The sequence below is a fragment of the Chitinimonas taiwanensis DSM 18899 genome (genome assembly GCF_900119825.1).
GTDB classification, from domain to species: domain Bacteria; phylum Pseudomonadota; class Gammaproteobacteria; order Burkholderiales; family Chitinimonadaceae; genus Chitinimonas; species Chitinimonas taiwanensis.
Genome location: NZ_FPKR01000014.1, coordinates 16,065 through 27,927 on the forward strand (window position 1 = coordinate 16,065; position 11,863 = coordinate 27,927).

Consider the following 11,863-nt stretch of genomic DNA (forward strand, 5'->3'; position numbering starts at 1 on the left):
TATTAACCTATCTCTTAGTAGCAATCAGTCAGCGAAGAAACGCATGAAAAATGCGAATGTAAAAGTCTCGCACCACCGCCACCAATGCCCCCAAAGGGCTCATTGGAAAATTATCACCATCCATCAAACCGAGTTTCACGTTACGAGCTTCTGTGGCCGTAGGATGACGGGATGTGCTAAAAAAAATATCCCATATCTGCAATATTGAAGAAAAATTGCAGTCATGATGCTCCGAGTGATTACTGTGATGCAAACGATGTGCTGCTGGGGACTGAACCACCCACCGTCCAAACCAGCCCCAATTTGTACACCAGTTACTGTGTTTAAGATAGCCAAGTGCTTGCAAGGCCAAATAGGCAAGAATGTATTGCTGTGGCGGAACACCAAGTAGCGCAGCAGGGATCGCGTTTATCCCATGTGCCACAACTCGCTCCAAAGGGTGATCGCGCAATGCGGTAAACATTGTCATTTCGGTAGCGCTATGATGAAACTTGTGAAGCTCCCACAATATCGCATAGCGATGCATCCAACGATGTACCCAATAGTTTGAGAAGTCTAAGACAATAATGAATATGCCATAAGCAAGCCATGGCGATTCGATATGACCGAGCCAGTGCATGTCAAGATGTTGTTTAAACCATGCTTGTAACACGTAAATAAGGCCAAAAGATAAAGCCGTACCAATAATAAGTGCAAGGTTGCTTAACACTAACAACGCACTAACCACATCAGTCCAGGCAGTTCCCCCTCCCCGCAAAAGCATGCGCATACTGCTTTGTTGCCAACCAATAGAGCACGCTTCCAATACCATAAGCATTGAAATGAGCGAGAGAGAGATCAGGATACTCTCTCCCACACCGGAGAACATGGCTTGAACCTTTATAATAATTACTTCAAGCATTCAGGGCTCGATCAGAGTTGCTGCCAATGCGACAGCGCCACGAGCGCACGAAGCTCCCGCGTATTGTTTTGCGAGCCATCACGGTGGTTATGTAGTAAAGCGCTAGTAACATCAGGATTGAACCAATCGGTTTTGGCAAGTAGGCGCTGGACATGCTCCATGACGTAAGCACTCTTTCCTTGCCGGAACCACTCCCCTACCGGAACCGTAAACATCTGCTTACGGCGATGAGCCAGATTCTCACCAATTAGGGGCGCCACGGCCTTCTTATACAAGTACTTAGTAACACCATCTTTAAGTTTGAGGGAACCAGGCATACGGAATGCGAATTCCATCATCCGATAATCTAAGAATGGCGTACGCGCTTCCAGCGAAACAGCCATCCCCATTCTGTCCGGTTTCACCAGATTATTGCCGGAAAGCAACAGCTGCATGTCAATAAAAAGCGCTTGGTTAATTCGATCTTGATGCGCGACGGCATCAAAGTAGGGGCGCGCGACATTATAGCTATCAATCTGCGATAACTGCTTGTGCAACCTCGCACCATAAAGACCAAACTTAGCTGAATCAGAAAAGAGGGAAATGCTCTGCAAGTACGCCCGGCGAAATGCTTCATCGTCCAACTCGGCCACACCAGACTGAGAGAAGAAATCGCGGTACTTGTCATACCCAGCAAACAGCTCATCTCCTCCATCGCCAGTGAGAACAACTTTCACATGTTTGGATGCAAGTGCGGATACGCGATACGTTGGTAGGAATGAAACATCGCCATGCGGCTGATCACAGTGCGCAGTAGCCAAGGGCCAGAGGTCAAGCATGTCTGGATCGACACGCTCCATCACATGTTGACAGCCGAATCGATCCGCAGCTTCCTGCGCATAATGTGACTCATCAAAGCGGGGGTCTTCGAAGCCGATGCAGAAAGTCTTAACTGGCTCACTCATGTGACGAGCCATGAGCCCAACAATCGTGCTTGAATCAACACCCCCAGATAAAAACGCACCAAAGGGCACATCGGAGCGAAGCCTTAGGCGCACCGCGTCATCAAGAATGAAATTGAACTCATCAATCCAGTCGCCCTCGGCTCTGCCAAACACGGGCTCAATCTTGGCTAAATTCCACCACTGATGAGTGGAAACACCATCACGCCCCACCCTCATCATATGCCCAGGCATAAGATGCCGAACGCCTTGATACATCGTATGGGGTGCGGGGACATAGTTGAAGGTAAGGTAGTGATGCAACGCCTCTTCATCCGTCGCAGGATGAGGAATGCCAGACTTTAAGATTGATTTAATTTCTGAAGCAAATGTAATCTGACGGCCGTCGTCATGAACATACAGAGGCTTAACGCCAATACGATCACGCACCAAATACATGGCATTTTCACGTGCATCGTAAATAGCGATAGCAAACATGCCATTTAGCTTATGCAAGAAACCAATACCTTCCGACTCGTAGAGACGTAAAAGTACCTCGGTATCAGAATGCGTCCGACATGGATAACCTGCGCGAGCTAATTCCTGAGCCAACTCTACATGATTGAAGATCTCGCCATTTTGAACAACAACGATCTTCCCATCATCGGAAAAAAAGGGCTGGTGCCCGCCCTTCACATCAATAATTGACAAGCGCTGATTACCTACTGCGGCTCCTACACCAGCATAAATGCCCTGATCATCAGGACCACGATGACGTATTGCCCCACCCATCTCCGCAAGAACAGCCGTATCCAGCGAATTGCCTGACCGATTGTAGTAGCCAAAAATACCGCACATATTAGTTGCCGCCTTTAAATACGACCTGCTTGAAGGTCATCAGTATGATTTTAACATCGAGTCGTATTGATGCATTCCGAGCGTATTCCAAGTCCAATGCTTTACGCTGCTCCGTCGTAGCTTCGGAACGAAGCGTAGCTTGAGCAAGACCTGTAATGCCTGGCCGAACTTGATGTCTGACAGCCCAATCTACGTCAGAATAGAGCTCGCGCTGTGCAGGAACATCAGGACGCGGACCAACGACACTCATGTCTCCACAAAGCACGTTGAATAATTGAGGTAGCTCATCAATGCTCGTACGACGGATAAACCGTCCGACAGGAGTAATACGTGGGTCATTATCTTGCGTCGAATACCCACCCAGACTTTCGGCATTTAGGACCATACTTCTAAATTTCCACATACGAAACAACCGTCCTTTTTTACCAACTCGTAATTGGCTAAAGAAAACCGGACCACCATCTTGCAGCCAAATAAAAATTGCAGCTAGCACTAAAATAGGCAGCAATAGGAACATAGCAAGTGCTGAGCACAGCACATCGAAAACACGTTTCATTTTTTGGCAAATCCCAACCAATCTCGCATCATGTCGAACGCTGAGAAAAAATCACAATAACACCCATTGCAATAATTAGCGTGAGCATACTTGCTAAGCTATTGCCTTGAGTAAAATGGCGTAGGAAAAAATCCAAAGCCATTGCCGCTGCCGAGACTGCGACAACTATTCCAACACCCACAGTCATCTTCGTATCCCACCAAGTAAATCGAAATGATTTTATTAGTCCACTTAACCTAGCAAGCGCCAATGCGTGAGTAGTCTGAAATAGAACAACCGCGCAGGCAAGCAAGCCCTCCGAACTCATCCATAACCCAGGAAGTGCAAAGACCGGTAACAATAATAGACAGCCTATCGTTGCCTTAAGCACAGCCGCATGTTTTTCCTGAGAGTTCAGTGCAGCCATTGCCATGCTAGTCAACGCCAAGAATGGCAGCCCAACCATCAGGATCCGAGTCAAACGCGTCACTCTCTCGACCGACTCTGAGCTCATTGCCCCCCCACCGAAAACGAGCGCTACAATTGCCTCTGCAAAAAATGCCACTAGAAGCCCGGCCCCCAATCCATTCAGCGTGGAACGGCGGACTCCATCATGCAAAGCAGTACGCGCTTCAAGTACATTTTGGTGTGCGTTGTAGTGACTTAGTCGAGCCAACGCGACGGTTGCAATCGACGTTATAAGCACCCCCATAGGTAGCTCCACAAGCTTCGTCGCATAATTAAACGCTGATATCGCGCCGTCACTCACATTTGATGCAAGTGCCCTAACAATTACGGGCACTAACAACATCAGAGACGCGCTCAATGCAGTAAGCAGGAACCCCCGTACGAAGCTCAAGTCTAGCAGCCGTCCTCTAACTTCTCCGAAAAACCAGCCACGATGCAAGCACGCGAGCTGGGAAAAAAAGCGCACGCCAGCACCAACAGCAATTCCCAGACCAAGCACTGATAACGACTGATCTACATCGGTGCTAATCATCAGGGCAGCAATAACAGAAACATTGAAGACCAACGTCCCCAAACCGGCGATCAGAAATCGGTGCTGCGCACTTAACGCGGCAGTAGTAACGCCAGAAGCCGCTGTAAGTGGGATTGCAAGAGCTGTAGCAATAATCGCCATAGAGGACGGGAGTGATTCGGGCAATATACCGGGAGCAAGTAATGAAAAGAATACATTTGGTAGCGCGCTAAAGAAAATTGCAAATAGCCCGAACAATAACAAGACTAATAGTAGAGTCTGCCTTATCAGAAGCTGCGCTTCGCTCTCTTGAAGTGACTTCAAACGAGGAACAAGTGCCGCAGTCAATCCCCCCGAGAGTAGTAAATTTACCAACAGGTCCGGAAGGGTAAGTAACAGAACTGCGACGTCCGCTCGCGCAGAAACCCCGAAACTAGAGGCCAATTCAACTTCCCGTACTAATCCACTAAGTCTCCCCGCCAAAACTCCAAGCCCTAAGAGCGCGCTAGCACCAATCACCCAAGGACCAAAACGAAAATTGCCATCGGTGGACATATGCTAACCACGTCGCTTGGCTATCGCAGCAACAACTTGAGTAATAGCGGATCTAATCTCACCATGCCGCAGTTCAAGCTCATCGATAGTGCTTTCGCGATACCTCTCATAAGCCTTGCGTAGCTTTCGAATCTCTTCGGCAAAGTCCATCTGCTGCTGAATTTCTTCCACACTACGTGCATTACGGTGAAATGTTCGAGACAAGATAGCAGCGGTTGAACCTAGGCGAACATGCTCAGCCAGTAGTAAATCTGCAGGGAGTAGTCCCTCTCCAGCCCGAGCTACGCCACCAATTCCAAAAGGGATGGCATTTTCTCGGAGTATTTTGGCCATGCGCTCAACATGACCGGAGAGGAGGAGCTCAAACATGAAGCTATAACCTAGCTCTAAATGCAAGTCATTTAGGCCAATATGAACTTCGTTCACACCCGGAACTCGAATGCAATCAGCAAGATTTTCCATCGCATCGATGGTTTCTACCAAGAGACACACCTTAGCCCTGGAATTCACCGCTCTACAATAACGCCTCACTTCGTCGCTAGTGCGGAACATTGGCAACATCAAAATATCTGCACCACGGGATATTGCGGCATCCACTTCAGACTCAATATCCGAATGAATAGGATTTGTTCTCACAAGCAATGAACCAGAAGGCACAACAGGACGCAGCAGTGAAATATCTTCAATCTTATGTCGACTGATCACTGTATCCAAATGACCTTGACGCTCAACCTTCCCCAATATTTCAAGATCCAAAAAAATTCGATCCGCACCATTCTTGATTGCAAAAGACGCAACCTCTGGGCTTGATGCTATAAACAAAAAACTACACTTATTAATATTCATTCCTAAAACCTTGAATGCCACTGAGGCAAATATACTAAGCAGTAAAAGAGGGAGGCCTCTAGCCATCCCCTTTCAGCATCCGAATATCTTCGAAAACAACCTTAACATTAAGCGCCAGAATCATCTTTAGATGATATCTTGACAACGGTATTACCCAGCATCTCTCCACCCCAAATGCCGCGCACGGAGTAGTACAAATAGGGAGGAAAGAAATAGGCTTAACAAGCCACCCGAAATTCCAATTAATAGGCGACGCGGCCCGCTTTTCCGCTCTGGGATCTGAGCAACATCGAGAGCCTGAATAACCGCCCCTTCATTCGCCTCATCAAGCCGAGCCAACTCAAACTGACGTGCAATCATTTCCATTAAAAGTTCATTATATTTTACCTCGCGCGCACTCCTCACATACGCTAAAGCAGCACCAGGAAGCGTTGAGCGCGACAAGAAGCCTTGCTCACCTGGCGATTGCTTAGAAACTGCTAGTTGCAGCTCCTTACGCAACTCAACCAAGGCAGCCTGAGCACGTTGATACTCAGGATTATCCGAAGTCATACCTTGACGCATCGCAGCAGACTGAATTTCCTGAGCAGAGATTTGAGCACGAATTTGAGCAATACGTTCCATTGCGGATTTCGCCTCTCCTTCCAAGTGCAAAATCCCAGTCTGGGCCTGAATTTCTACGAGCTTAGCCTCAGACATTGCCAGTCTTTCTTTGATTGAATTTAATTGATTCCCAAAAAAAAGTCGACGCTGCGCTGCGGCAGTTACCGCCAAACCACCAGCAACCCTTCGCAACTCCACGACGTAGCCATTCGCTATAGCTGCAGCCTTATTTGGATCTCGGCTCTCGACACTAATCGATATTAACCCGTCCTTTCCTGAAGAAATCTGTGTCGAGGACAATAGCGCATCAACCGCTTCCTCCCGCAACTTCACTTGGTAGTACTGGATAAGCCCAAATTTACTAACCATTGCATCTGTTACGCTACGACTTTTCAACATGCTGATATAGATTTCAGCGGGATTCTTAATACCAAGAGCAGCTCCGGCACCGCCAGCCAATCCACCAATCTGTGCCAAGGCTGCGCTCGCGGCAGACTGCTGTTGTTGCGGAGGCATTATCAAAGTCTTGGCGGTGTAAACCTTGGGCAAAAGAAATGCGCATCCCAAAAAGGCAATAAAACCGACGATGGAAATAGCAACTATTAGCCTTCTGCTATTCCACAAAGGCAAGATCAAGTCCTGCAGCGATATATCGGAACCGCGATCTAACAAATCAATTGACTCCTGATTGTTGTGCATACTCAACTCATCAATTCAAGGATTTAAATGCAGCCGCACCTAAAGCAAACTGGTAGATAATTTGAGACCAGTCCTTTAACTCACGCATCCAAGAAATCTTGTTAAAATCTTCCGGTACGACAATCGTATCGCCAGGCATAATCTCAATACCGCGCATCGCACCAAACAGCCCCTGATTTCGTTTATTCACAACCGAGCCATCCGCACGAATCACAAAGGTGTCCGCCTCATCAGCCGAGCGTGTTGCGCCACCGGCTTGTGCAACATAGTCACCGAGTCGCTTTGTATCGCGGTGGATGTAGGCATTCTGGCTATAAACCGACCCTTGAACCAATACGAATCCAGGCCGCGCCGGAACAAACAGTCGGTCGCCATCTTCGAGCGGCAAATCGGGGAGTTCATCCCAAGTGCGAGCGTCGGTCTCTAACTCAAGCACGATTCGTCCCGTCACGGGCGTTTGCCGCAGCTTGGCGACAAGTTGCTGCTGCGCATCCAAGTCGGCCTTAAGTGCCGCCTGCGCCTCTGGCGTGATGGCCTGATTGGCCTTGATGGAAGCTGAGCGTTGCAGCTCTTGCTCCAACCGATCGGCCAACTCCTTGAGCTTAAGTTGCTGAAGTTGTTTGGCTGACTCGCGATTCAGTTCAGCACCGAACAAGTAGGCATTAGACGTGAGCCCTCCCACTCGACTTACAAGTTGACGTAAGGACTCACCCGCTTGCACACGATAGACACCTGGATTGGCAACCTCGCCTTCCAAGCGCACAAAACGCGTCTGCTTTTGTGAGGGAGCAACAATGTCACGATTGGAAAAGACCGTAACGGTATCGCCTGCCTGCAGAAGAATGTTCTGACTTGGATCGCGCTCCAACACCGCTTTGCCAAGATTAAACGGAACAAGGTCTGTAGACAGATCAGGCGCCATACGCTCAACCACAGCGTAGTCCCAATTAACTTCCAGATTGCCACGATCAAGCTCTTCGGTGAACTTGCCCTGCCCAGTTGTAACTGAAGCATCGCCGAGCGCGGCTCGCGCATCGGACTGGAATTGACTACTTAGCTGAGCAGGCTTAGCCCGCAACTTGCTCAACTCGGGCGCAGCTCCTACTTGGCTGTTCAAACCACCAAGCCTGCCCTTAGAAGTCTCGCTCCCCTCATCCTTCAACCAGCTTTCTGCAACACCAGCGCGGCTGCGATTTACCCAGTAGCCAGGAACAATCAATGCATTCTTGTCAGGGATGATATCGCTGATGCGCATGCCTTCGCGCCATGGGAAACGCATCGTCTGCGCAACATTGCCGCGCAGGGTCACGGCATTTTGCAACTGCGGGGAAACCGCGTGCACATTCACCACATCGCCGGCTTCCAGCTTTGCGCTAGCTTCGCTGCCATCGAGCTTAAATGTGACAACCTGCCGGGCTTTGCGGCCCGCAATGCGCTCGACGCTCACCTGCTGACCAGCCGCCGTCGTCGACAAGCCGCCAGACCACCCCAGCAGATCCTTCAGAGAGCTATCGACCTTGGCTTCATAAACCGCGGGGCGATTGATGCTGCCGTAAATGGCGACTTGGGTACCAACCGGCGGAATGTAGACCACATCGCCCGGCAGAAGGCGAACATCGTTCTGCTTGTCTCCATCGACGATCAGGTCGTAAAGATCGAAGGTGGTGACCACCTTGCCACTGCGCTTGAGTTGAATCGCCCGCATCGAACCGCCCGGCGCCGGACCACCGGAGGCGAGCAGTGCGTTGACCAAGGTGCTCAGAGAGCTAACGGTGTAGGTACCCGGGCGTTTGGCCTGGCCAACCACAAAGACCTGCATGGCACGCAACTGGCCCATACTCACAGTCAGGTCAAAATTCTTATAGATGCGGCCAACTGCTGCCTTCACTTGCGGCACCACATCCTGGTAACGCAAACCACCTACGTTGAGATTGCCCACCTTGGGGATAAAAATCGCACCGTTACGTCCCACAGTGGCCGTCACGTCGATGTCCACCTGTCCCCAGCCACGAATCAGCAGCTCATCACCCGGCCCCAGCACATAGTCGGGCGTGACAGGTACGTTGTCGAGCGGGGCAAAAGTGGATGGTGGCTGCGCGAACATCTCCTGACCAAAGATAGGCAGGTCCTGACCCGTCGTAATACGGATCAGGTCCTGGAACTCCGTTGGCTGGACAGGCTCCGGCAGAGCATAGCTGGAGGCAACGCGCTCACGGGTGTCGCCGAGTCGATCAGATGGCGCGCGAGAATTCACCTCGGCAGCAGCTTGACCCCGGGAACGAATTCGTGGCGTTGTATCAGCATTTCCACCCAGCGATTGCAAGCCCGCGGGTAGCGCATAGTCAAGCGCAGGCTCTGCGGCAAGGGCCGAGACTGGAAAAGCGAAAGCCAGAGCAAGTGACGCCGCAAGGCGCAGAGAGAGAAAACGGGTCATTGGAACCATTCAATGAATACTAGATATGCAGATCAAAGGTTGGCTTATGTATAGGGCCATAGGATGCGGCGCATCGCATCATACCTGCTGTTGCGCTTGCACGACAAAACGGGATGGGCAGGCGTTGCACCGCCGCTTCACCGCGCACTCATCATGAAACTCGCTCAAAACAGCCAGGCCAGCATGCCAAACGTGGCACGCAGCAAGGGCTGCATGATGACGGCAAGCAGGCCGGTCACCATCAGGCCGATCAGGATGAACATGGCATAGGGCTCGACCTGGGCCAGGGTATGGGCGGCGCGATTCGGTAGCAGCGATAGCAGGATGCGCCCACCATCCAAAGGCGGAAGCGGCAGCAGGTTCAGCACCAGCAGGATCACATTGATGTGGATGCCGGCCTGGGCCATGAAATTCAGCGGCGCTTGGTAGGACGAGCCCTCAAAGCCCGCAGCCAGCTTGAGCATCAGTACCCAGCCGATGGCCATCAGCAGATTGGCTGCCGGGCCGGCCGCCGCAACCCACAACATATCGCGCTTGGGCTGGCGCAGATTGCGGGTTTCGACCGGCACCGGCTTGGCCCAACCGAACAGGAAACCACCAAGCACCAGTGCAATGGCCGGGATCAGCACAGTGCCAATCGGATCGATATGCTTGAGCGGGTTCAGCGTCAGGCGCCCTAGCATCTCGGCGGTCCGGTCGCCAAAGTGCCGGGCGGCATAGCCATGTGCGGCCTCGTGCACGGTAATCGCCAGCAGCACCGGTAGCGCGTAGATGGCAATCTTCTGGATCAGGTTCCAGTCATCCATGCGCGCCCCCATCCTGGCGATAGGCCTGCGCGAGGCAGACCGTCGTTATCGCATTCATATCGACACCTCATCAAAGCCATTCGGGTTCTGCGCCTGCCAGCGCCAGCTATCGGCGCACATATCGGCGAGGCCCAGGCGGGCGCGCCAGCCTATCTCGCTCTCGGCCAGCGCCGGGTCGGCATAACAGCTGGCGATGTCGCCAGGGCGACGTGCCACGATTTGATAGGGTACGCCGCGCTGGCTGGCTGCTTCGAAGGCCCTGACCATTTCCAGCACCGAATAACCCTGCCCCGTGCCAAGATTCAGCGTCAGCAGACGCGGCTGCGCAAGCAACGATTCCAGCGCGCACAGATGGCCGCGCGCCAGGTCCATCACATGGATGTAGTCGCGCACGCCGGTGCCATCCGGCGTCGGGTAGTCATTGCCGAATACCGACAGCTGCCTACGTCGCCCTACCGCTACCTGAGCAACAAAGGGCAGCAGATTATTGGGAATGCCATTCGGATCCTCGCCGATCTCACCACTGGGATGTGCGCCAACCGGGTTGAAATAGCGCAACAGGGCAATACCCCAATCGGGGCTGGCCCGATGCTGGTCGCGCAGGATCTCTTCCACCATCAGCTTGCTACGCCCATAGGGATTGGTCGCGCCGGTTGGGAAGTCCTCACGGATCGGCACCGTGGCCGGATCGCCGTAGACGGTGGCGGAGGAGCTGAACACCAGCGTGCGCACACCGTGCTTGGCCATGACCCGGCTCAGCACCAAGCTGCCAAGCACATTGTTGTCGTAGTAAGCGAGCGGCTTCGCGACCGACTCGCCAACCGCTTTCAGACCAGCAAAGTGGATCACTGCATCGGGCCGGTGCTCGGCAAACACCCGCTCAAGCGCGGCCTCATCGCGCACATCAGCCGGGCAGATGGCAATCGGCTTGCCGGTCAGCTTGCTCACGCGCCGTAACGAAACCGGCTTGCTATTGCTGTAGTTATCGACCACCACCACCTGGTAACCGGCTTCCAACAACACCACACAGGTATGCGAGCCGATATAGCCGGCGCCGCCGGTCAGCAGAATCTTCTTCATAGATAGGCTCGATTATTCACTGAGGCCAAACACGGCCAGATCGCCCGCACCCGGGCGGATCAGCACCGGGTCGGCATCGGTCAGATCGATCACCGTGGTGACGGCGGTGCCGCACAAGCCGGCGTCCAGCACGGCATCTACCTCGTGCTCGAGCCGCTCGCTGATTTCCCAGCCATCGGTCGGCGGCCATTCCTCGCCCGGCAGCAACAGGGTGGACGACAGCAGCGGCTCGCCCAGCTCTTCTAGCAGCGCCTGCGCGACGACATTGTTCGGCACGCGCAGACCGATGGTCGCCCGCTTGGCATGGGCAACCCGACGCGGCACCTCGCGCGTCGCCTGCAGAATCACCGTGTAGGCGCCGGGCATCGCGCTCTTCAGATAGCGGTACTGGCGGTTATCGACCTTGGCATAGGTGGCCAGTTCCGACAGATCGCGACAGACCAGGGTGAAGTGGTGCTTGTCATCGACTTGGCGAATACGCCGAATACGCTCCAGCGCATCCTTGTCGCCGAGGTGGCAGCCGAGCGCAAAGCAGGATTCGGTCGGATAGACGATGACACCGCCCTTGCGGATGATGTCCACCGCCTGCTTGATAATGCGCGGCTGCGGGTTGTCGGGATGGATTGCGAGATAGTGGGCCATGGGTG

At 52.7% G+C, this 11,863-nt stretch carries 10 protein-coding genes; all 10 read right to left on the reverse strand.

The annotated features are described in order from the left end of the window. Positions 1-28 precede the first annotated feature (28 nt). Positions 29-901, reverse strand: a complete 873-nt coding sequence (locus BT173_RS16270) for a sterol desaturase family protein (RefSeq protein WP_072429733.1) — start codon at positions 899-901, stop codon at positions 29-31. A gap of 11 nt (positions 902-912) precedes the next feature. Further along, entirely contained in the window at positions 913-2,679 is a 1,767-nt protein-coding gene (gene asnB / locus BT173_RS16275) for an asparagine synthase (glutamine-hydrolyzing) (RefSeq protein ID WP_072429734.1), read from the reverse strand. 1 nt (position 2,680) lies between these two features. Further along, positions 2,681-3,235, reverse strand: a complete 555-nt coding sequence (locus BT173_RS16280; protein ID WP_072429735.1) for a sugar transferase — start codon at positions 3,233-3,235, stop codon at positions 2,681-2,683. A gap of 28 nt (positions 3,236-3,263) precedes the next feature. Further along, positions 3,264-4,748 carry a lipid II flippase MurJ gene (locus BT173_RS16285; RefSeq protein ID WP_084658755.1) on the reverse strand — a complete coding sequence of 495 codons (1,485 nt, stop codon included), beginning with the start codon at positions 4,746-4,748 and terminating at the stop codon, positions 3,264-3,266. A gap of 3 nt (positions 4,749-4,751) precedes the next feature. After that, positions 4,752-5,594 carry an aldolase/citrate lyase family protein gene (locus BT173_RS16290; protein ID WP_072429846.1) on the reverse strand — a complete coding sequence of 281 codons (843 nt, stop codon included), beginning with the start codon at positions 5,592-5,594 and terminating at the stop codon, positions 4,752-4,754. 150 nt (positions 5,595-5,744) lie between these two features. Further along, positions 5,745-6,896, reverse strand: a complete 1,152-nt coding sequence (locus tag BT173_RS16295) for a Wzz/FepE/Etk N-terminal domain-containing protein (protein ID WP_072429737.1) — start codon at positions 6,894-6,896, stop codon at positions 5,745-5,747. Between the two features lie 10 nt (positions 6,897-6,906). Next, the gene (locus BT173_RS16300) at positions 6,907-9,330 is read right to left on the reverse strand and encodes a polysaccharide biosynthesis/export family protein (protein WP_072429738.1); all 2,424 of its coding nucleotides are present in this window, start codon (positions 9,328-9,330) and stop codon (positions 6,907-6,909) included. 164 nt (positions 9,331-9,494) lie between these two features. After that, positions 9,495-10,136, reverse strand: a complete 642-nt coding sequence (locus tag BT173_RS16305) for a site-2 protease family protein (RefSeq protein WP_072429739.1) — start codon at positions 10,134-10,136, stop codon at positions 9,495-9,497. 54 nt (positions 10,137-10,190) lie between these two features. Next, the gene (galE, locus tag BT173_RS16310) at positions 10,191-11,216 is read right to left on the reverse strand and encodes a UDP-glucose 4-epimerase GalE (RefSeq protein ID WP_072429740.1); all 1,026 of its coding nucleotides are present in this window, start codon (positions 11,214-11,216) and stop codon (positions 10,191-10,193) included. Positions 11,217-11,228: 12 nt separating this feature from the next. Next, positions 11,229-11,858, reverse strand: coding sequence for an L-threonylcarbamoyladenylate synthase (locus BT173_RS16315; protein WP_072429741.1), 630 nt, complete (start codon positions 11,856-11,858; stop codon positions 11,229-11,231). Positions 11,859-11,863: the final 5 nt, after the last annotated feature.